The sequence below is a fragment of the Amycolatopsis cihanbeyliensis genome (assembly GCF_006715045.1).
Classification (GTDB): Bacteria; Actinomycetota; Actinomycetes; order Mycobacteriales; family Pseudonocardiaceae; genus Amycolatopsis; species Amycolatopsis cihanbeyliensis.
Window position 1 is genome coordinate 204,772 of the sequence record NZ_VFML01000002.1, and the last position, 20,665, is coordinate 225,436.

Sequence of the window (20,665 nt, forward strand, 5' to 3'; positions counted from 1 at the left end):
GCGACGGCGGCGGGCCCCGGTTATGACGGGGCGGCGGCACCGGCGGTTCCGGCGGGTGCGCCGACCGCGGGCTCGAGGATCCGCGCCCACTGCCGGGCGATCTGCCCGCGCCGCCGGGTGTCGTCGGTGAGCAGGTTCGCCAGCCCGAGCCCGCGGGCGAGGTCGAGGGTGGCCTGCACGGTCTCCCGCACCCCCGGCCGCGACTCGTCCGCGCCCAGCAGCTCGAGCGCCACGCGATGCACCTCACGCCCGACGCGGGCCTCCAGCGGCACCAGCACCCCACGTAACGCCTCGTCGGTGGACGCGGCGACCCACAGATGCAGCGCGGCGCGGAACATCGGTCCGGTGTAGAGGTCGAGCAGCATCCGCGCCACCGGTTCGGCCCGGGACGGCCCGCTCGGCAGCGCGGCCGCCCGCGCCCGCAGCTCCACGATCTGCTTGTCGCCCACGTGCGCGACGGCCGCGGTGACCAGGTCCTCCCTGGTCGGGAAGTGGTGCTGGGCCGCCCCGCGGGAGACGCCTGCCCGTTCCGCGATCACCGCCACCGTGGTGCCGTTCCAGCCCAGCTCGCCAAGGCACTCGACGGCGGCCTGCATCAGCCGTCGCCGAGTGGTCCTACTGCGTTCCTGGCGTGGTTCCCGCATGTGTTCTCAGGCTGGCTCGACCCAGAAGTCGAGCTGCAGGTCCTCCTCCCGCTCGCAGAGCCGGTACTTCGCGAGGTCGGTGACCCCTTCCGCGGCCAGCACCTCGTCGTCGATGAAGAAGTTGCCGGTCACCTCGCTGCTGAGCTTGGTGACGATCACATAGGCCGAGTCGGCCATGATCTCCGGGGTACGGGACTTGTTGGCCAGCTCGGCGCCCACGACGTTGCGGATCGCGGCCGTGTCGATCGTGGTACGCGGCCACAGCGAGTTGGCCGCGATCCCGTCCTCCCGCAGCTCGGCGGCCAGCCCGACGGTGACCAGGCTCATCGAGTACTTGGCGATGCTGTAGGCGAGGTGGCCCGCGGTGAACCACTTCTCGTCCAGGCTGATCGGCGGCGAGAGCGTGAGGATGTGCGGGTTCGCCGCCCTGCGCAGGTGCGGGATCGCGGTCCTGGACAGCAGGAAGGAGCCACGGCAGTTGATGTCCTGCATCAGGTCGTAGCGCTTCATCCCGATCGACTCCGACGGGGTCAGGTCGATCGCGCTGGCGTTGTTCACCACCACGTCGATGCCGCCGAACTGCTCGGCCGTCCGCTCCACCGCGGCGGCCACGGCCTCGTCGTCGCGGATGTCACCCACGATCGGCAGGGCCTGCCCGCCTGCCTCCTCGACGGCCCTGGCCGCGGTGTGGATGGTGCCGGGCAGCTTCGGGTGCGGCTCGGTGGTCTTGGCGATCAGCGCGACGTTCGCGCCGTCCGCGGCGGCGCGCAGCGCGATGGCCTCGCCGATTCCCCTGCTCCCGCCGGACATGATGAGGGTCTTGCCCGCCAGCGTGCTCACGTTGTCGACTCCTTAGCTACCGCTTAGTAGGACTTGGGTAGTCCGAGACTATGCTGCGCGACGAAGTTCAGCACCATCTCCCTGCTCACAGGTGCGATCCGGCCCACCCTGGCCGCGGCGATCAGCGCGCCGAGGCCGTACTCGGCGGCGAGCCCGTTACCGCCGTGTACCTGCACGGCCTGGTCCACGGCTCGGATGGCCACCTCGGCGCCCGCGTACTTGGCCATGTTGGCCGCCTCCCCCGCGCCGAAGTCGTCCCCGGCGTCGTACAGCGTGGCGGCCTTCTGGGTCATCAGCTTGGCCAGCTCCAGCTCGACCTTGATCTCGGCGAGCGGGTGGGCCAGCCCCTGGTGCGCACCGATCGGCGTGTCCCACACCTTGCGCTCCCCCGCGTAGCGCACCGCGCGGTCCAGGGCATACCTGGCGATGCCGAGGGAGAAGGAGGCGCCCATGATGCGTTCCGGGTTGAGCCCGGCGAACAGCTGCGCGATGGCCGCGTCCTCGGAGCCGACCAGCGCGTCCGCCGGCAGCGGGACCTCGTCCAGGAACAGCTCGAACTGGCGGTCGGCGGAGATCACGTCCATCTCGATCTGCCGGTACTCGAAACCGGGCGCGTCGGTGGGCACGATGTACAGCGCGGGCTTGAGCTTGCCGGTCCTGGCATCCTCGGTGCGCCCGACGACCAGCACGGCGTCGGCCTCGTCCACCCCGGAGATGAACACCTTGCGCCCGGACAGCACCCAGCCTCCCCCGCCGGCTACGCCCCCATTGGCGGGGGGACCCCCACTGTTCTCCCGCCGCGCGGTGGTGGTGATCCGGTGCGAGTTCGACCCGGCGTCCGGTTCGGTGATGGCGAAGGCCATCCGCACCTGGCCGACGGCGAAGCCGGGCAGCCACTGCCGCTTCTGCTCCTCGGTGCCGAACCGGGCGATCACCGTGGCGCAGATCGCCGGGGAGACCACCATCAGCAGCATCGGGGTGCCGGCCGCACAGAACTCCTCGCACACCGCAGCCAGGTCCCCGATGCCCGCGCCCCCGCCGCCGTACTCCTCGGGCACGGCGACCCCGAGGTAGCCGAGCCGCCCCGCCTCGTCCCACAGCCGGTCGGTGTGCCCACCGCCGCGTGCCTGCGTGCGGTAGTACTCGTGACCGTAGCTCGCGCCGAGCTCGGCGACCGCCTTGCGCAGAGCCTGCCGCTCTTCGGGTTCGGTGAAATCCACGTCCTACTCCTCTGGTGTCCGCACGACCGCGAGGACCGCGCCGAGCTCGACCTGCCGGCCCGCGGTGACCGGCAGGTCGGTGACCACGCCGTCGGCCGGCGCGGTGATCTGGTGCTCCATCTTCATCGCCTCCAGCCACAGCAACGGTTCCCCTGCCGTGACACTGTCCCCTTCGGACACCGCAACCCGGAGCACCGTGCCCGGCATCGGCGCCAGGAGCGAGCCGGCGGCCAGTTGGGAATCCGGATCGGCGAACCGGGGCAGCGGGGTCAGGCTCACCGGCCCGAGCGGCGAGTCCACCGCGACCAACCCCGGGTAGCGGCCGATGAGGAAGGTCCGTCGCACCCCGCCGGTCGCCAGCACCACCCGATCCGGGGTCGACTCGACCAGCGCGGTGTCCGGATGGGCCGCGGCGCGCAGGCCGGAGCGGGTCAGCCGGTAGGCGACCTCGTGGTCCTCCCCACCGACCCGGTAGGACTTGCGCTGGTCGGCGCCGGGCACGTTCCGCCAGCCGCTGGGCAGGCCGCGCTGCACCGGTGCCGCGGCCCGGTTCGCCGCGGCCTCGGCCAGCGCGGCGGCCAGCGCGGACAGCCGGACGTGCTCCCCGCCCGCCAGCGGGCGGGCGAGGGTGTCCAGCCCGTGCCGGTCGAAGAAGGCGGTATCGATGTCCCCGGCGCGGAAGGCCGGGTGTCGCAACACGTTCACCAGCAGGTCGCGGTTGGTCACCACCCCGTGGATCCGGGCCCTTGCCAGCGCCCCGGCCAGCATGCGGGCCGCGCCCGCGCGGTCCGGCGCCCAGGCGACCACCTTGGCCAGCATCGGGTCGTAGTGCACCCCGATCTCCGAACCGTCAGCCACCCCGCTGTCCAACCGCAGCCCGTGGCCGTCCGGGACGGCGAACTCCGCCCGTATCCCGGGAAGCTCGAATCGGTACAGGGTTCCGCTCTGCGGCTGCCATCCGGCGGACGGATCCTCGGCGTACAGCCGTACCTCGATGGCGTGCCCGGCACGCTCCGGCGGTGCCGGCGGCAGCCGCTCACCCTCGGCGACCCGCAGTTGCCGGGCCACCAGGTCCACGCCGGTGGTGCACTCGGTGACCGGGTGCTCCACCTGCAGCCGGGTGTTCATCTCCAGGAAGTAGAACCGGCCGTCGGAAGTGCTCAGGAACTCCACGGTTCCCGCGCCCACGTAGTCGATCGCCTTGGCCGCCTTGCGGGCCGCTTCGAACAGCTCCTCCCGCATGGCGGCGTCCACCAGTGGCGAGGGTGCCTCCTCGATCACCTTCTGGTGCCTGCGCTGGATCGAGCACTCCCGTTCCCCGAGCGCCCATACCGTGCCGTGCGTATCGGCAAGCACCTGCACCTCGATGTGCCGGCCGGTGTCCAGGTAACGCTCGCAGAACACGGTCGGGTCGCCGAAGGCCGACTCCGCCTCGGCTCGCGCGCTGTCCACCGCGGTCGGCAGGTCGGCCAGCTCGCGCACCACCCGCATGCCCCGGCCGCCGCCACCCGCGGAGGCCTTCACCAGCACGGGCAGATCGGCCTCGGTCACCTCCCCCGGGGCCAACTCGGGCAGCACCGGAACGCCGGCTTTGGCCATCAGCCGCTTGGACTCCACCTTGGAGCCCATGGTCTCGATGGCCTGCGGCGGCGGGCCGACCCAGGTCAGGCCCGCGTCCAGCGCGGCACGGGCGAAGGCCGCGTTCTCCGAGAGGAACCCGTACCCGGGGTGCACCGCGTCCGCGCCGGCCCTGCGCGCGGCGTCCAGCAGCAGGTCGGCGCGCAGGTAGGTGTCGGAGGGCGCGTTGCCAGGCAGCCGTACGGCGGCATCGGCCCCGGTGACGTGCGGGGAGGCCGCATCGGCGTCGGAGTACACCGCCACGGTGCCGATCCCGGCATCCCGGCAGGTGCGGAACACCCGCAGCGCGATCTCCCCGCGGTTGGCGACCAGCAGATTCTCGATCAACGCGTCCCCCTACATCCGGAAGACGCCGAAGCCCTCGGCGCCCTTGACTGGTCCGTTGTGGATCGCGGAGAGGCTGAGCCCGAGCACGGTCCTGGTATCCCGCGGGTCAATGATCCCGTCGTCGTAGAGCATCCCGGACAGGAACATCGGCAGCGACTCGGCCTCGATCTGGCCCTCGACCATCGCGCGCATGGCCGTGTCGTTCTCCTCGCTGTACTCCTGACCCCTGCTCTGAGCGGCCTGCCTGGCCACGATCGACAGCACACCGGCGAGCTGCTGGGCCCCCATCACCGCGGACTTGGCGCTGGGCCAGGCGAACAGGAACCGCGGGTCGTAGGCGCGGCCGCACATGCCGTAGTGCCCGGCGCCGTAGGAAGCGCCCATCAGCACCGAGATGTGCGGCACGGTGGAGTTGGACACCGCGTTGATCATCATCGCGCCGTGCTTGATGATCCCGGCCTGCTCGTAGGACTTGCCGACCATGTAGCCGGTGGTGTTGTGCAGGAAGACCAGCGGGGTGTCGTTCTGGTTGGCCAGCTGGATGAACTGGGTGGCCTTCTGCGACTCCTCGCTGAACAGCACCCCCTGCGCGTTGGCGAGGATGCCGACCGGGTAGCCGTGCACCTGCGCCCAGCCGGTGACCAGGCTGCTGCCGTACAGCGGCTTGAACTCGTCGAAGTCCGAGCTGTCCACCACGCGGGCGATCACCTCACGTGGCTCGAACGGCACCTTCAGGTCGGGCGGCACGATGCCGAGCAGGTCCTCGGTGTCGTAGCGTGGCTCCTCGTGGTCCGGCTTCGGGGCCGGGCCCTGCTTGTGCCAGTTGAGCCTGCGGATGATGCTCCGGCCGAGCCGGATCGCGTCCTGCTCATCCACCGCGAGGTAGTCGGCCAGCCCCGAGGTGCGAGCGTGCATCTCCGCCCCACCGAGGGACTCGTCGTCGGACTCCTCCCCGGTGGCCATCTTCACCAGCGGCGGGCCGCCGAGGAACACCTTCGCGCGTTCCTTGACCATCACCACGTAGTCGGACATCCCCGGCAGGTAGGCACCTCCGGCGGTGGAGTTACCGAACACCAGCGCCACGGTCGGGATCTTGCGCGCCGAGGAGTGGGTGAGATCACGGAAGGTGCGCCCGCCGGGGATGAAGATCTCCTTCTGTGCGGGAAGGTCGGCGCCGCCGGACTCCACCAGGTTGATCGTGGGCAGCCGGTTCCGCTCGGCGATGTCGGCGGCACGGAAACCCTTCTTCAGGCTGTGCGGGTTCATCGCACCGCCCTTGACCGTCGGGTCACTGGCGATGATCATGCATTCGACGCCCTCGACCACGCCGATCCCGGCGACCATGCTGCCGCCCACGCGGTAGTCCGAGCCCCACGCTGCCAGTGGCGAGAGCTCGAGGAACGGCGAGTCCTCGTCGATCAGCAGCTCGATCCGCTCGCGGGCGAGCAGCTTGCCCCGCTTGCGGTGCCGCTCGACGTACTTCTCCCCGCCGCCCTCGATCGCCTTGGCGTGCTCGGCCTCGACCTCGGCCAGCTTCTCCAGCATCGCCTCCCGGTTCGCGGTGAACTCCGGGGATGTCGTGTCCACTACGGACTTCCACACGGTCATGCGTGAAATCCCAATCGTTTCGCGGCAAGGCCGGCAAGGATCTCGTTGGTCCCGCCGCCGATGCCCAGTATCCGGATGTCGCGGTAGTGCCGCTCCACCTCGGCCTCGCGGAGGTAGCCGAGGCCGCCGTGCAGCTGGACCGCTTCGTTCACCACCCACTCCCCCGCCTCGACCGCGGTGTTCTTGGCGAAACACGCCTCAGCTATCACGTCCTCCCCCGCCACGTGCCGCAGGGCGACCTGCCGGGTGTAGCCGCGGGCCACGTCCACCCGCCGCGCCATCTCGACCAGCTTGTGCTGCACCAACTGCCGGGAGATCAGTGGCCGGCCGAAGGTCTCCCGCAGCCGGCACCAGTCCAGCGTGAGGTCCAGCGCCCGCTGCGCGGTGGCGTAGGCCTGCACGGCGAGGGAAAGTCGCTCGGTGACGAAGTGGGTGGCCAGCTGGCCGAAGCCGCTGCCCTCCGCGCCGACGAGGTTCTCCGCGGGAACCTGGACATCCACATAGGACAGCTCGGCGGTGTCCGAGCAGTTCCAGCCCATCTTCTCCAGCCTGCGGGTGACCGTGAACCCTGGCGTGCCCCGCTCCACCACCAGCAGGGACAGGCCGTGCGCACCCGGGTCCCCTGTCCGCACCACGGTGGTCACGAAGTCGGCGCGGGCGCCGGAGGTGATGAAGGTCTTGGACCCGTTCACCACGTAGTGCTCGCCATCCCGGCGTGCGGTGGTGCGTACCGAGGACACGTCCGAGCCGCCGTCCGGTTCGGTCACCGCCAGCGAGCCGATCAGGTCCCCGGCCAGGGTGGGCCGCACCCAGCGCTCGATCTGCGCGGGATCTCCGGCGGAGACGATGTGTGGCACGGCGATCCCGCAGGTGAACAGCGAGGCGATCAGGCCGCCGGACCCGCCCGCGTAGTGGATCTCCTCGGTGACCGTGAGCGCGTCCAGGTAGTCGCCGTCGCCGCCCCCAGCGCTGCCCGGGAAGGCGACCCCGAGCAGCCCGATCTCACCGGCCTTGCGGTGCAGGTCCCGCGGCAGTTCCCCGGCGCGTTCCCACTCGTCAAGGTGCGGCAGCACCTCGCGCTCCACGAACCGCCGCACCGTCTTGCGCAGCTCAAGGCGTTCCGGCGTCTTCAGTGGATCGGTACTCACAGGATTTCCTCCGGAATATCGACGTACCGAGCCCGCAGCCACTCGCCGAGTGCCTTGGCCTGCGGGTCGAACCGGGCCTGCGCCGAGACACCCTCGCCGAGGATGTCCTCGACCACGAAGTTCAGCGCGTACAGGTTGGGCAGCAGGTACCTGCGCACCGGCAGGGATGCGGTCTCCGGCAGCAGCCGCCGGAACTCCTCGACGGTCAGCGCGTGCGCCAGCCAGCGCCACGCGGCTTCCGAGCGCACCCACACGCCGACGTTCGCACTGCCGCCCTTGTCCCCGCTGCGGGCCGCGGCGATCGTGCCCAGCGGCACCCGCCGGGTGGCGCCTCCTGTCAGCGGTTCCGGCAGCGGCGGGTCTGCCACCTCCGACAGAGTGGCGGTCGATCCGGGATGCGGTATGTCCACTGTGGATCCGTCCGGCAGCACCGCGAGATGCGCTACCTCGCCTGCGGCCACGAAGCCCGCGGTGTAGACGCCGTACGGGGAGGCGTCCGACGGCGGGGCCGTGACATGGAAGCCGGGGTAGCTGGCCAGCGCCAGTTCGATCGCGGCCCCGCTGAACGCCCGCCCGGTCATCTGCGCGTCCGGGTCCTTCACCACGCACTGCAACAGGGCGCTGGCGCGCTGCTCGGTGTCGGCGTCGGCGTGGTCGGTGCGGGCCAGCCGCCAGCGCACCTCGGCGGGCCGGTTGCCCGCGATCCCGCGCTCCAGCTGCGCGCGTACCAGCTCGGCCTTGCGTTCGATGTCCAGGCCGGTCAGCACGAAGGTGACCTCGTTGCGGAACCCGCCGACGGTGTTCAGGCACACCTTCAGCTCCGGGGGTGGCGGCTCGCCACGCGCGCCGGTGACCCGCACCCGGTCCGGGCCCTCCTCGGTGAGGGTGAGGGCGTCGAACCGGGTGGTGACGTCCGGGCCTGCGTAGCGGGCGCCGGTGATCTCGTACAGCAGTTGCGCGGTGACCGTGCCGGTGGTGACCATCCCACCGGTTCCGGGGTGCTTGGTGATCACGCTGGAGCCGTCCGCGTGCACCTCGGCGATCGGGAACCCGGGGGTGCCGATCTCGTGCTCGGTGAAGAAGGCGTAGTTGCCGCCGGTGGCCTGGGCGCCGCATTCGATGATGTGCCCGGCGGCGACGGCACCGGCCAGCGCGTCGAGGTCGGTGCGCTGCCAGCCGAAGTGGGCCGCGGCGGGCCCGGCCACCAGGGAGGCGTCGGTGACCCGGCCGGTGACCACCACGTCCGCGCCAGCGCGCAGGCATTCCGCGATGCCGAAGGCGCCGAGGTAGGCGTTGGCGGTGAGCGGGCTGCCGAAGCCCAGCTCGGCGGCCCGCGGGAGCAGATCGTCGCCCTCGACGTGGGCTATGGCGGTGTCCACGCCCAGCCGCTGCGCCAGCTCGCGCAGCGCGGCCGCGAGCCCGGCCGGGTTGAGACCGCCCGCGTTGACCACGATCTTGACCCGTTTCTCCTTGGCCAGCGCGAGATTGTCCTCCATCTGCCGGAGGAAGGTCTTGGCGTAACCGCGTTCCGGGTTCTTCATCCGGTCCCTGCCGAGGATCAGCATGGTGAGCTCGGCGAGGTAGTCACCGGTCAGTACATCCAGCGGTCCGCCGGTGAGCATCTCGTGCACCGCGGCGAACCGGTCGCCGTAGAAACCGGAGGCGTTACCGATGCGGATCGGGTCGGTCATGTGAACTGGCCTGCCTCTCGCCCGCTTCCGGGTGGACCGGCGAAGGCCTGGGCGATCCCGAGCCACCGCCGCACGTCCTCGCCCTCGGGCCGCAGGTCGGTGTCGGCCGGATGCCGCCGCTGGGTGACCACCAGGCAGAAGTCCAGCGCGCCGCCGGTGAGCCGCTGGGTGGCCGTCGCGGGGCCGAAGGTCCAGGTGTCCCCGTCCGGGGCGGTCAGCTCCACCCGGAACTCCTCGGCTGGTGGGGCCAGCGAGTTGAGGCCGAAGGCGAAGTCCCTGGTACGCACGCCGAACCGGGCGATATGCCACAGCCTACCGGTGGGTTCCCTGTGCACGCCGAGCGTGTCGGCGACATCCTGGCCGTGCGCCCAGGTCTCCATCATCCGCGCGCTGCCCATCGAGGCCGGGCTCATCGGCGGGCCGAACCACGGAACCTTGGTGCCCTCCGGCACGGCCGCCAGCGCCGCCGCCAGCTCGGCGCGCCCGCGGCGCCAGCGGTCCAGCAGCTCACCGGGTGGGAGCCCGCTGCCCTCCTCGGCACCCGTGTCGACGAATCCGGGATCGGCGAGGGCCTTCTCCACCTCGGCCGGGAACTCAGCCGGGCGGTTCGCCGCGATCAGCGCCTCGTCGTCGGTCCAGGCCAGGTGGGCGATCTGGTGCGCGATCGTCCAGCCGGCCGCCGGGGTCGGGCGGGACCATTCCGCCGCGGGCAGGGCGGCCACGAGCCCGTCGAGCTCGCCGCTCTCGGCCGCGAGGTCGTCCAGGATCGCCCCGAGATCCGCCACTGGGCTGCCACCTCCTCGTGCCGTCTACGGCGAGCCTGGCACCCTGCCAAGTAAAAATCAAGCGTGCATGCTTGTTTTGCCTCAACCGAACCTACTGTGTAGTAATAAGGACCCGTCCAGGGAGGTATCCGCTATGCAACCCACCGGCACCGACCTGGCGAACGCCCGGCCGAGCTCGCAGAGTGTGCAGCTCAGGCGGATGTTCGCCAGCCGGGTGCGACCACTCGGCGACCGCAGTTCCCCGCAGGGCTACCAGTTGCGTGCGCTGCGCCGCACCGCCGACAGCGCGGGGCTGAAACCGCTCCCCCGTGGCACCCGCGCCTGGCCGGCCCGCTACGGGACGCTGCGCGGGGTGTGGATGCGCGCGGCCGGTGCCAGCCCGGCAGCCGGGGTGGTGCTGTACCTGCATGGCGGCGGGTTCGTGTTCGGCTCGCCGCGCTCACACCGGGCGCTGGGCTACCGGCTGTCCAGGAGGACGGGCATGCCGGTGTTCCTGCTGGACTACCGGCGTGCCCCGGAGCACCCGTTCCCGGCCGCGGCCGATGACGCGCTGGCGGCGTACCGGCTGCTGCTGGCGAAGGGTTTCCCGCCGGAGAAGGTGACCGTGGCCGGTGACTCGGCAGGCGGGCAGCTCACCGCGAGCCTGCTCGCGGACCTCGCCCGCGAGGGCCTGCCGCAACCGGCGGCGGCGCTGCTGCTGTCCCCGTGGATCGACTTCGACCTCACCGAGTTGCACCGCAGGGACACCGGTTCCCGCGATCCCTTCGTCCCACCGTCCTATATCGAGAAGTGCCGGGACGCCTACGCCCGCGGCGTCGATGTCGCGCACCCCAGACTGGACGTGCTGCGCGCGGAGAAGACGGGCTGGCCGCCGCTGCTGATCCAGGTCGGCGACACCGAATGCCTGCTCGGCGACGCACAACGACTCGCCGACTCGGCACAGGCCGCGGGCGTCCCCACCGAGCTCCAGGTGTGGCCCGGCCAGATCCACGTGTTCCAGGCCTTCGCCGACTTCGTCCCGGAAGGCCGCCAGGCCCTCCGCTCCGCCGCCGAGTTCCTCCGCACCGCCACCCCCTGACCCCACCGTGTTTGCCCCCCAGGTAACCGTGTTTGCCGCCCACGTACGCGAGTTTGCTCCCCACGTACGCGAGTTTGCCGTTCCGGTGGCCGATCAAGATCGACCGCGGAGAACCCAGACGCGGTCGTGGTCGCCATCCAGTCGTAGGCTGTGCTCGTATCGCGTCACGGTCGGCCACGCGGCCACGAAAAGTCCCCTGGGTGCCATGCTTGCGAAGCACGAACTGATCGGCGCCACCGTCACTATCTACACCTTCGACGGCTCGATCCCTCAGATCACCTGCGTGGACACTACAATCGGCGAGCGGGACTCGGCGGTCACCGAGGCGCTCGCGAAGTTCGACGATGTCCGCACCAAGGCCCTCGATCCGCTGACGAGCGTCGATATGATGGAGGGCATCGCAAGCGACCACTGAAACGAGCAGTCGATGTCTTTGCAGCCCAACGTATGGACCAAGCACTCCGCCAACGGGAGTAGCTGCGTCGAGGTCATGCTGACCGAGAACGCGGTCCTGGTCCGCAACTCCAACCACCCGGAGGCGGGCACGCTCTCCGTCACCCTCGCCGAATGGGAGTCGCACACCAAGGGACAGAAGCTCGGCGTGTTCGATTTGCCACCGCACCTCGGCTGAGGATGGGCGGAACGCGCCGCGACTGGCCGCGCGCGGGTGTCGTGATCGTGCTGATCCTGGGCTTCGCGATCGTGGCGGTGTTCGTGCATGAGCGCATCGAGCGCCCGGACGCGGAACCGCTGTCGCCGGTACAGCGGGCCGAGGCGGAGGCGGTACTCGCCGAGGCCGTGCGGCTGAGCCAGGCTGGCGAGTACGAGGCCCTCTGCGCACAACTGCCGGATCATCGGGGGATGTGCGACATCTTCCTTCGCGACGCCAGTCGGGAGGGATGGAAGCCCGGTCCGCGCCCGCCGGAGGTGACCGCCACCCGGCGACAGGAAGGCGACCCGGAGCTCATCCTCGAGCTCGCGGGCACCAGGGCGGACGGCAGCCGGTACGAGACCGACTTCTCCGTGACCCGGACCGAGGAGGGACTCGTCGCGCGGTTCCCGGTGTACTGGTCCCCGGTGAACCTTGTCCGCGGTAAGAGTGAACCCTGCGACCCACCGGTGGGCGAACACGAAGCATGCCGCAAGGCGGTCGACGTTGCGCCGCCATCCACGACGGCAAGGTAAGTGAGCGAATCCGTTCGCTTATTGACAGGTTGCCAGCAAGGTGACGGTGCAATACCGTGGCGGTACTCGCCCGTCGAAGGAGACAGCGTGACCGAGTACGCCGAGATCACCTATGCGGTAGCCGACCGGATCGCCACGGTCGCGCTGAACCGCCCGGAGGCGCGCAACGGCTACACCGTGCGCATGGCCGACGAACTGGCCGAGGCCTTCGACCGCGCCGACAACGACGAGGAGGTCCGGGTCGTCGTACTCACCGGCGAGGGCCGGGACTTCTCCGTGGGCGCCGATCTCTCCCAGGGCGGTTTCGACTTCGACGCCGAGCAGGGACCCGACCCGCAGTGGCAGGAGCCCGCCGGCCGCTGCTCCAAGCGCATCTTCCTGATGAACAAGCCGGTGATCGCCGCCATCCGGGGCGCGGCCATCGGCGGTGGCGTCACGATCACCCTGTCCGCCGACTACCGGCTCGCCGCCACCGATGCCAAGTTCGGTTTCGTGTTCGTGCGGCGCGGGATCTACCCGGAGGGCGCCTCGGCCTGGTTCCTGCCCCGCCTGGTCGGCCTGGGCCGGGCGATGGACTGGATGATCAGCGGCCGGGTGTTCGATGCCGAGGAGGCCGAGGCCGCCGGGCTGGTACATCGGCTGCACCCACCGGAGGAGCTGCTGGACCGGGCCTACGAGCTGGCCGCCGACCTGGCCGCGAACACCGCACCCGTCTCGGTTGCCGTCACCCGGCAGCTGCTCTACCGTATGTCCAGTATGGACTCACCGTTTCCGGTGCACGAGCTGGACTCCAAGCTCATCGCGGGAATCATGCACAACCCGGACTCGGTCGAGGGCGTGTTGTCCTTCCTGCAGAAGCGCCAACCGGAGTTCGGCCTGAAGGTGAACGCCGACCTACCCGGCTACCTGCCCTGGCTGCGGGAGTGAGCGCCGATGCCCGAGTACCCACCACAACCCTGGCACCTGACCGGGCAGGCCTACCTTTCCACCTGGCAGGTGCCAGCCGCTGAACTGCCTCGCGTCCCGTCCGAAGTAGACCCGCTCGTCGTGCTGGGCAGGGCGCTGGTGGTCACCGCCTGGATCGACTACCAGCAGGGCGGGCAGCTGTCCTATCACGAGTTGCTGGCCTGCGTCGCGGTACGCGGTCCGGGCACCACCGCGACGGTCACCGAGATCTGGGTGGACAGCGAGGCATCCCTCGCCGGGGGCCGGGAGTTGTGGGGCATCCCGAAGGAGCCGGCGGGTCTCGAGTTCCACCACGGTCGTGCCTTCACCGGCACGGCGGCCACCGGCTCCGACTGGATCGCGACCGCCGCCTTCGTGCCCAGGTCAGGCCCACCGGTGAGCACGCCGAGCCGGTTCACCGTCGCGCAGTCCGCCGACGGGGCCGTACTGCGCAGCCCGGTGCGCGCCCGCGGCAGGCCCCGCCTCGCCAGCGCGAGCTGGAACCTCAACCCGGACGGTCCGCTCGGTTACCTCGCCGGGCGCAGGCCGCTGTTCAGCGCCCAACTCGAGGACTTCGACCTCCACTTCGGAGCCAAGGAATGACCGCGGCCGGGCACACCACCGCGCTGATCGTCGGCGCCGGCTTCGGCGGTGTCGCGACGGCCATCGAGCTGAAACGCGCCGGGATGCACGACTTCGTCATCCTGGAGCGGGCGGCCGACCTTGGCGGGGTGTGGCGGGAGAACACCTATCCCGGCGCGGCCTGCGACGTACCGTCCCCGCTGTACTCCTTCTCCTTCGAACGCACCGAACGCTGGCCGCGCCGCTACGCCGGGCAGCGCGATATCCACGCCTACCTCGCCCGTACCGCACGCAAGTACGGCGTGCTGGAGCACATCAGGTTCGGCATGGAGGTGGACGCGGCCCGGTTCGACGAGACCACCGGACACTGGCGGGTGCACACGGTGGGAGGCGGCACCTTCACCGCGGCCGCCTTCATCCCCGCGGTGGGCCAGCTGTCCCGGCCTGCTCTCCCCCGGCTGCCCGGGATCGACAGCTTCCGCGGGCACTCCTTCCACTCGGCGCGGTGGGACCACGAGCACGACCTGACCGGCAAGCGGGTCGCCGTCATCGGCACCGGCGCCAGTGCCGTGCAGTTCGTCCCCGAGATCCAGCCAGCAGTACGGCAGTTGACCGTATTCCAGCGTTCGGCTCCCTACGTCCTGCCCCGGCGCGACCACGGCTACGCCCGCTGGCCGCACCGGATCTTCCGGCTGATCCCGCCGCTGCAACAGCTCGACCGGCTCGGCTTCTGGCTCTACGCCGAGTTCGCGCAACAGTGCCTCTCCCGCTGGCAGCGCCTCACTCCCCTGTTCTCCTGGCAGACCAGGAAACACCTGCGTGAGAGTGTCCCCGACCCGCAGCTGCGCGCCAGGCTGACGCCGGACTACGAGCTCGGCTGCAAGCGGGTGCTGTTCAGCAACGACTACCTGCCCGCGCTCACCCGGCCGAACGTGACCGTGGTGACCGACCGGATCACCGGCATCACCCCGGCGGGCGTGCGCACCGGGGACGGGACCGAGCACCCCGCTGACGTGATCATCTACGGCACCGGGTTCGCCACTGTGGACATGCTCCGGCCGATGGAGATCCACGGGCTGGGTGGCGCACCACTGGCCGAGTGGTGGAGCCGGGGCGCCCGCGCCTACCTGGGCATCAGTGTTCCCGAGTTCCCCAACATGTTCCTGATGTACGGGCCGAACACCAACCTCGGTGGCGGCTCCATCATCTACATGCTGGAAAGCCAGGCGCGCTACATCCGCCAGGCCGTGCGGCACCTCGCCGCGCATCCGGGCCGGTACCTGGACGTGCGGCCGGAACAGGAGCGGAGCTGGGACACCGAGATCCAGCGGCGGCTCGCCGGTTCCGTGTGGACCCGGTGCAGCAGTTGGTACCGCAACGAGCACGGCAGGGTGGTGACGAACTGGCCGGGACGCACCTGGGAGTACCGCAGGCGCACCCGGCGCCTCGACCTGGCCAGCTACCACGTCGGTGGTCCCCCGGCTGGCGCCAGGAGGACCACCGCGCGGGCCGAAGCTCCGTGCTTGTCTGGGAACGCGCGGCACGATCGGCTCGGCGGGGCTCGGGCACTCGGCCCGATCGTCACCTTCGCAGGCTATGCGCCCCGCCTCGCCGCTCGTGGGCTTCGCCGAGCGCGCGTTCTCCTACTCGCCGTCAAAGATCAGCGCCGTTCTCGGACGCTCTCTCAGTGGGAAACCAGGCTCCGGTCGTAGACACCGGCTTCGACCCGGTCCGCCGCCGCGGTCCCGTACCGGCCGAACAGCTGGTTCACCCTGGCGGACTCCTGGGCGTTCGGGTACGGGTTGCGGCAGGAGGTTCCCGCGCTGCCGCCGGACATCAGGTACGAGCAGATGCCGTTGTAGTTGTCCCGCAGCCCGACGCCGTGCCCGATCTCGTGCGCGACGATCCGCAGGGCGTAGTGTCCCCGCGCGACATCGTTGCGGTCGATGTAGATGGTCGCGCAGCCGAGGCCGCACGGGTAGGCACGGGAACCACCGCCGGTGGTCGCGTAGATCCGGATGGAGGCATTGCCGCCACGCACCAGGTTCAGGTTCGGGGCCGCGTCGTTCCAGATCTGCGCGGACCGGTCCGCCTCGGCGGAGTAGGCGCTGGCGCTGTAGTACACCGTCCTGGCCATGGCCTCGGAGGAGGCCTGCGCGGTCGTCGCGGCGGTCAGCTGCACGCCGAAAACGGCCAGGACGCCGACCAGCACGCCGAGGAACCTACGCGCGTGACTACGTGGGGACACGAGAGATCTCCTTGCAAGTGCAGGGGCAGGGAAATTCCCGGAACCGGATTCGGAATGGAATTCGCCGAACCTTCGGCCGGGCGAGTAGAATTCTAGATAATGCCGCGAAACGCATCAACGAATTTGCACATATACGATCGGCATAACGGTTGGTGATCTCGCTCCGGCGGACGGCCGCGGACCCTCTATACACCCGGAACCGGGCATCCCGCCGCCCGGGTGCCCCGCACGGGTGATCTTCACGGGTGTCCACCAAGACACGCCGACGCGCCAGGTATTGGGTCGCGTGCAGAGCACGACCCCAACATGTAGTCTCTGGGCACCGACAGCTCACGGGCCGGGGCCGACCCGCCCCCGACCTGCGGGACAGGGTTCGAGCGCCTCGTTCGGCGGTGCGTGGACCTGGTGGACGGCCTCATCGGCCGGACGCCGGCCGCACGAGGTTCTCACTCCCGGTGTCGGCCGTAGCCATGCACCGTGCAGTCCAGCACGCCGGAGGGGCCGGCGTGCCGACCCAACGCGCCTTTTGGAGTCATGCATGTCCATCGAGACGAGTCAGCGACCGCCGTCGACAGCCGGTTCGACCGAGGTTCCGGTGCGGGTCATCCGCAGAGACGGCAGCGTGTCGCCTTTCGACGCGAACAAGATCTCGGTGGCCATGACCAAGGCCTTCCTCGCGGTCGAGGGGGACGACGCGGCCGCCTCCTCCCGTATCCACCACCTCGTCGCCGAGCTCACCGAGCAGGTCGAGGCCTCGCTGCTGCGGCACGCGGGCGCCGAGGTGACCGTGCACATCGAGCAGATCCAGGACCAAGTCGAGCTGGCCCTGATGCGCGGCGAGCACCACAAGGTCGCCCGCGCCTACGTGCTGTACCGGGCCGAACGCGCCAAGGCACGGGACGCCGCGCGGCCGAAGCGGACCGAAGCGGAGATCACCGTCCGGGACCCGCGGGGCGGCACGGCCCCGCTGGACTGGGACCGGGTCACACAGGTGGTCGGCCAGGCGGTCGCCGGTCTGGCGGACGTCTCCGCCGATCCGGTGCTCACCGAGACCCGGCGCAACCTCTACGACGGCATCAGCACCGACGAACTCGCGCTCGCCCAGATCATGGCCGCCCGTACGTTGGTGGAGCAGGAGCCGAACTACTCCTACGTCAGCGCCCGGCTGCTGCTGGACAGGCTCCGCGGCGAGGCGCTGAGCTACCTCGCGGGCCGCCCGCGGCTGGCCAACCAGGACGAGATGGCGGCCGGGTACGGCGAGTACTTCCGCGACTACGTGCGCCGGGCGATCGAGCTGGAACTGCTGGACCCCGAGCTGGCCACCTTCGACCTGGACACGATCACCGCCGCGATCCGGCCCGAGCGTGACCTCGACTTCGGCTTCCTCGGCCTGCAGACCCTCTACGACCGCTACTTCCTGCACCACGACGGCACCCGGTTCGAGCTGCCGCAGGCATTCTTCATGCGGGTGGCGATGGGCCTCGCGATCCGGGAGCAGGACCGGGAGGCGCGGGCGATCGAGTTCTACGAGCTGCTGTCCTCGTTCCACTTCATGGCGTCCACGCCGACCCTGTTCAACTCCGGCACCACCCGCGCGCAGCTCTCCTCCTGCTTCCTGACCACCGTCGACGACGACCTGGACTCCATCTTCCAGGCGTACAAGAACAACGCGCTGCTGGCGAAGTACTCGGGCGGACTGGGTAACGACTGGACTCCGGTGCGTGGACTCGGCGCGCACATCAAGGGCACCAACGGCCAGTCCCAGGGGGTCGTGCCCTTCCTGAAGATCGCCAACGACACCGCGGTGGCGGTGAACCAGGGCGGCAAGCGCAAGGGTGCGGCCTGTGCCTACCTGGAGACCTGGCACATCGACATCGACGAGTTCCTCGACCTGCGCAAGAACACCGGCGACGACCGCAGGCGCACGCACGACATGAACACCGCGAACTGGGTGCCGGACGAGTTTCTCCGCAGGGTCGAGGCGGACAGCAGCTGGACGCTGTTCTCCCCGAACGAGACACCGGACCTGCACGACCTCTACGGCAACGCGTTCGCCGAGCGGTACCGCGAGTACGAGGCCATGGCGCAGCGCGGTGAGATCAAGGTGTTCCGCCAGGTGCGGGCGGTGGAGCTGTGGCGGCGGATGCTGACCATGCTGTTCGAGACCGGGCACCCGTGGATCACCTTCAAGGACCCGTGCAACCTGCGTTCGCCGCAGCAGCACGTCGGGGTGGTGCACTCCTCCAACCTGTGCACGGAGATCACCCTGAACACGAGCGCGGACGAGGTCGCCGTGTGCAACCTCGGGTCGGTGAACCTGCTGGCGCACGTCACGCCGGAGGGGCTGGACAGCGAGCGGCTGGAGCGCACGGTGAGGACCGCCGTGCGGATGCTGGACAACGTGGTCGACATCAACTTCTACACGATCCCGGAGGCGCGCCGCTCCAACCTGCGGCACCGGCCGGTCGGGCTGGGGCTGATGGGCTTCCAGGACGCGCTGTTCGAGCTGGGCCTGCCGCTGTCCTCGGACGAGGCGGTGGAGTTCGCCGACCGCAGCATGGAGCACATCAGCTACCACGCCATCTCCGCCTCGGTGGACCTCGCGGCCGAGCGCGGCCAGTACGCCACCTTCGAGGGGTCGCTGTGGAGCAAGGGCGTCCTGCCGATCGACTCCCTGCGGTTGCTGGCCGAGGCAAGGCAAGGCGACGACCTGGAGATCGACACGAAGTCCACAATGGACTGGGACACGCTGCGCCAGCGGGTCCGGACCGTCGGGATGCGTAACTCCAACGTGATGGCGATCGCACCGACGGCGACGATCTCGAACATCTGCGGCATCGGGCAGTCGATCGAGCCCCAGTTCCGCAACCTGTTCGTGAAGTCCAACATGTCCGGCGACTTCACCGTGGTCAACCCGCACCTGGTGCGCAGCCTCAAGGAACACGGGCTGTGGGACGAGGTGATGGTCTCCGACCTGAAGTACTTCGACGGCAGCCTCGGCGAGATCGACCGGGTGCCGCGGGAGCTGAAGGCGCTGTACGCCACGGCGTTCGAGGTGGACAGCAAGTGGCTGGTGGACGCGGCCTCGCGCCGGCAGAAATGGATCGACCAGGCGCAGTCGCTCAACCTCTACATCGCCGCACCCAGCGGTCGCAAGCTGGACGAGCTGTACCGCTATGCCTGGCACAAGGGGCTGAAGACCACGTACTACCTGCGCGCGCAGTCGGCGACACATGTGGAGAAGAGCACCCTGCGCGGCACCGACGGCAAGCTGAACGCCGTGTCGGCCACCCCGCCGCCCGCGGCAGCCCCCAGCCCGAGCCCCACGCCCAGCCCGTCCCCCGCTCCGTCGCCGAGCCCTGCACCGAGCCAGCCTTCGGCCGCTGCCGAGGACCCGGCGGCCTGCCGGATCGACGACCCCGACTGCGAAGCCTGCCAGTAACCCCGCCGGAGGGCCCTGAACGTGCCGATCGGGACGTCAGACGTCTCAATCGTGCCGTTCGCGACGCCTGACGTCGGGAAAGCCACGTTCAGGGCCCCCGCACCGACCTGAAGGAGCACGTCCCCGATGACGCATGCACACAGCCCCGTCGCCGACGCCACCGGGCTCGGCGAGATCGAGCGCGGTGCCGGGCGGGTCAACGTCGACGACAAGTCGATGATCAATGCCCGCGCCGACGTGAACCAGCTTCTCCCGCTGAAGTACCACTGGGCGTGGGACAAGTACCTCGCCGGCTGCAACAACCACTGGATGCCCACCGAGGTCGCGATGCAGGCGGACATCGCGCTGTGGAAGTCGACCGACGGCCTGACCGAGGACGAGCGGCTGATGCTCAAGCGCAACCTCGGCTTCTTCGCCACCGCCGAGTCGTTGGTGGCCAACAACATCGTGCTCGCGGTGTACCGGCACATCACCAACCCGGAGTGCCGCCAGTACCTGCTGCGGCAGGCCTTCGAGGAAGCCGTGCACACGCACACCTTCCAGTACATCTGCGAGAGCCTCGGCCTGGTCGAGGGTGAACTGTTCAACATGTACCGGGAAGTCCCTTCCATCGCGGACAAGGACGCCTGGGCGCTGCGGTACACGCAGAACCTGGAGAACCCCGATTTCGAGACCGGGACCCCGGAGGCCGACCAGAACTTCCTGCGCGACCTCGTCGCCTTCTACGTGATCTTCGAAGGCATGTGGTTCTACACCGGGTTCGCCCAGATCCTCTCGCTGGGCAGGCGGAACAAGATGGTCGGCATCGCCGAGCAGTACCAGTACATCCTGCGCGACGAGTCGATCCACCTGAACTTCGGTATCGACTGCATCAACCAGATCAAGATCGAGAACCCGCACCTGTGGACCGAGGAGTTCCAGGCCGAGGTGCGCACCATGCTCACCGAGGCCTGCGCACTCGAGGTGGCCTACGCCAGGGACACCATGCCGCGCGGGATGCTCGGGCTGTCCGCCCAGCTGTGCGAGCAGTACATGCACTTCATCACCGACCGCAGGGCGCAGCAGATCGGGCTGGCGCCGATCTTCGGCCAGGAGGAGAACCCCTTCCCCTGGATGTCCGAGGCGATGGACCTGAAGAAGGAGAAGAACTTCTTCGAGACGAGGGTCATCGAGTACCAGTCCGGCGGCGCGCTCGACTGGGACTGATCCCGGCACTGACCAGCACATTCGCACCGGCTTGATATCTCGGTGACTGAGATGTCAGGCCGGTGCCTTGTATGCTGG

General features: G+C 69.8%; 18 protein-coding genes. 9 read left to right on the plus strand and 9 right to left on the minus strand.

The genetic code is table 11. The features are described 5' to 3' along the window. Nucleotides 1–20: 20 nt before the first annotated feature. Genes FB471_RS29470 through FB471_RS29505 form a run of 8 tightly spaced genes read right to left on the minus strand, consistent with a single transcriptional unit; the run spans nucleotide 21 to nucleotide 9,901 of the window. Nucleotides 21–644 carry a TetR/AcrR family transcriptional regulator gene (locus FB471_RS29470; RefSeq protein WP_142002939.1) on the minus strand — a complete coding sequence of 208 codons (624 nt, stop codon included), beginning with the start codon at nucleotides 642–644 and terminating at the stop codon, nucleotides 21–23. Nucleotides 645–650: 6 nt separating this feature from the next. Beyond that, nucleotides 651–1,484: an SDR family oxidoreductase gene (locus FB471_RS29475; protein ID WP_142002940.1), complete on the minus strand. Its 834-nt coding sequence runs from the start codon at nucleotides 1,482–1,484 to the stop codon at nucleotides 651–653. Nucleotides 1,485–1,507: 23 nt separating this feature from the next. Beyond that, nucleotides 1,508–2,704: an acyl-CoA dehydrogenase family protein gene (locus tag FB471_RS29480; RefSeq protein ID WP_142002941.1), complete on the minus strand. Its 1,197-nt coding sequence runs from the start codon at nucleotides 2,702–2,704 to the stop codon at nucleotides 1,508–1,510. 3 nt (nucleotides 2,705–2,707) lie between these two features. Further along, nucleotides 2,708–4,669 (minus strand): acetyl/propionyl/methylcrotonyl-CoA carboxylase subunit alpha, encoded by a 1,962-nt coding sequence (locus tag FB471_RS29485; protein WP_142002943.1) that lies wholly within the window; start codon nucleotides 4,667–4,669, stop codon nucleotides 2,708–2,710. A 9-nt stretch (nucleotides 4,670–4,678) separates the two neighbouring features. Beyond that, nucleotides 4,679–6,277, minus strand: coding sequence for an acyl-CoA carboxylase subunit beta (locus FB471_RS29490; protein ID WP_211358287.1), 1,599 nt, complete (start codon nucleotides 6,275–6,277; stop codon nucleotides 4,679–4,681). Then, complete coding sequence (locus FB471_RS29495; RefSeq protein ID WP_142002945.1) at nucleotides 6,274–7,425, minus strand: acyl-CoA dehydrogenase family protein; 1,152 nt, start codon at nucleotides 7,423–7,425, stop codon at nucleotides 6,274–6,276. The genes FB471_RS29490 and FB471_RS29495 overlap by 4 nt, the downstream gene beginning before the upstream one ends. Next, nucleotides 7,422–9,116 carry an acyclic terpene utilization AtuA family protein gene (locus FB471_RS29500; RefSeq protein ID WP_142002947.1) on the minus strand — a complete coding sequence of 565 codons (1,695 nt, stop codon included), beginning with the start codon at nucleotides 9,114–9,116 and terminating at the stop codon, nucleotides 7,422–7,424. Before FB471_RS29500 ends, FB471_RS29495 begins: the two co-directional genes overlap by 4 nt. Then, nucleotides 9,113–9,901: a TIGR03084 family metal-binding protein gene (locus FB471_RS29505; RefSeq protein WP_142002949.1), complete on the minus strand. Its 789-nt coding sequence runs from the start codon at nucleotides 9,899–9,901 to the stop codon at nucleotides 9,113–9,115. Before FB471_RS29505 ends, FB471_RS29500 begins: the two co-directional genes overlap by 4 nt. A gap of 133 nt (nucleotides 9,902–10,034) precedes the next feature. Between FB471_RS29505 and FB471_RS29510 the strand changes: the two genes are divergently transcribed. The 7 genes from FB471_RS29510 to FB471_RS29540 all read left to right on the plus strand — a co-directional run bounded on the left by FB471_RS29510 (nucleotide 10,035) and on the right by FB471_RS29540 (nucleotide 15,403). After that, nucleotides 10,035–10,979: an alpha/beta hydrolase gene (locus tag FB471_RS29510; protein ID WP_170221049.1), complete on the plus strand. Its 945-nt coding sequence runs from the start codon at nucleotides 10,035–10,037 to the stop codon at nucleotides 10,977–10,979. A 205-nt stretch (nucleotides 10,980–11,184) separates the two neighbouring features. Next, nucleotides 11,185–11,394, plus strand: coding sequence for a hypothetical protein (locus FB471_RS29515; RefSeq protein ID WP_142002953.1), 210 nt, complete (start codon nucleotides 11,185–11,187; stop codon nucleotides 11,392–11,394). A gap of 12 nt (nucleotides 11,395–11,406) precedes the next feature. Further along, nucleotides 11,407–11,610, plus strand: a complete 204-nt coding sequence (locus tag FB471_RS29520; protein ID WP_142002955.1) for a DUF397 domain-containing protein — start codon at nucleotides 11,407–11,409, stop codon at nucleotides 11,608–11,610. 2 nt (nucleotides 11,611–11,612) lie between these two features. Further along, complete coding sequence (locus tag FB471_RS29525; RefSeq protein ID WP_142002957.1) at nucleotides 11,613–12,164, plus strand: hypothetical protein; 552 nt, start codon at nucleotides 11,613–11,615, stop codon at nucleotides 12,162–12,164. Between the two features lie 87 nt (nucleotides 12,165–12,251). Then, nucleotides 12,252–13,091: an enoyl-CoA hydratase-related protein gene (locus tag FB471_RS29530; RefSeq protein WP_142002959.1), complete on the plus strand. Its 840-nt coding sequence runs from the start codon at nucleotides 12,252–12,254 to the stop codon at nucleotides 13,089–13,091. 6 nt (nucleotides 13,092–13,097) lie between these two features. Next, the gene (locus FB471_RS29535) at nucleotides 13,098–13,712 is read left to right on the plus strand and encodes an acetoacetate decarboxylase family protein (RefSeq protein WP_142002961.1); all 615 of its coding nucleotides are present in this window, start codon (nucleotides 13,098–13,100) and stop codon (nucleotides 13,710–13,712) included. Next, on the plus strand, nucleotides 13,709–15,403 hold the full coding sequence (locus FB471_RS29540; protein WP_142002963.1) for a flavin-containing monooxygenase: 1,695 nt from the start codon (nucleotides 13,709–13,711) through the stop codon (nucleotides 15,401–15,403). Before FB471_RS29535 ends, FB471_RS29540 begins: the two co-directional genes overlap by 4 nt. Here the strand turns inward: FB471_RS29540 and FB471_RS29545 are convergent. Continuing rightward, nucleotides 15,376–15,939, minus strand: coding sequence for a snapalysin family zinc-dependent metalloprotease (locus FB471_RS29545; RefSeq protein ID WP_246076784.1), 564 nt, complete (start codon nucleotides 15,937–15,939; stop codon nucleotides 15,376–15,378). The two genes, FB471_RS29540 and FB471_RS29545, sit on opposite strands and share 28 nt — an antisense overlap. 538 nt (nucleotides 15,940–16,477) lie before the next feature. Here FB471_RS29545 and FB471_RS29550 point away from each other — a divergent pair. Next, nucleotides 16,478–19,381 (plus strand): ribonucleoside-diphosphate reductase subunit alpha, encoded by a 2,904-nt coding sequence (locus FB471_RS29550; protein ID WP_142002964.1) that lies wholly within the window; start codon nucleotides 16,478–16,480, stop codon nucleotides 19,379–19,381. Nucleotides 19,382–19,507: 126 nt separating this feature from the next. Continuing rightward, nucleotides 19,508–20,587 (plus strand): ribonucleotide-diphosphate reductase subunit beta, encoded by a 1,080-nt coding sequence (locus tag FB471_RS29555; RefSeq protein WP_142002965.1) that lies wholly within the window; start codon nucleotides 19,508–19,510, stop codon nucleotides 20,585–20,587. Nucleotides 20,588–20,665 lie beyond the last annotated feature (78 nt).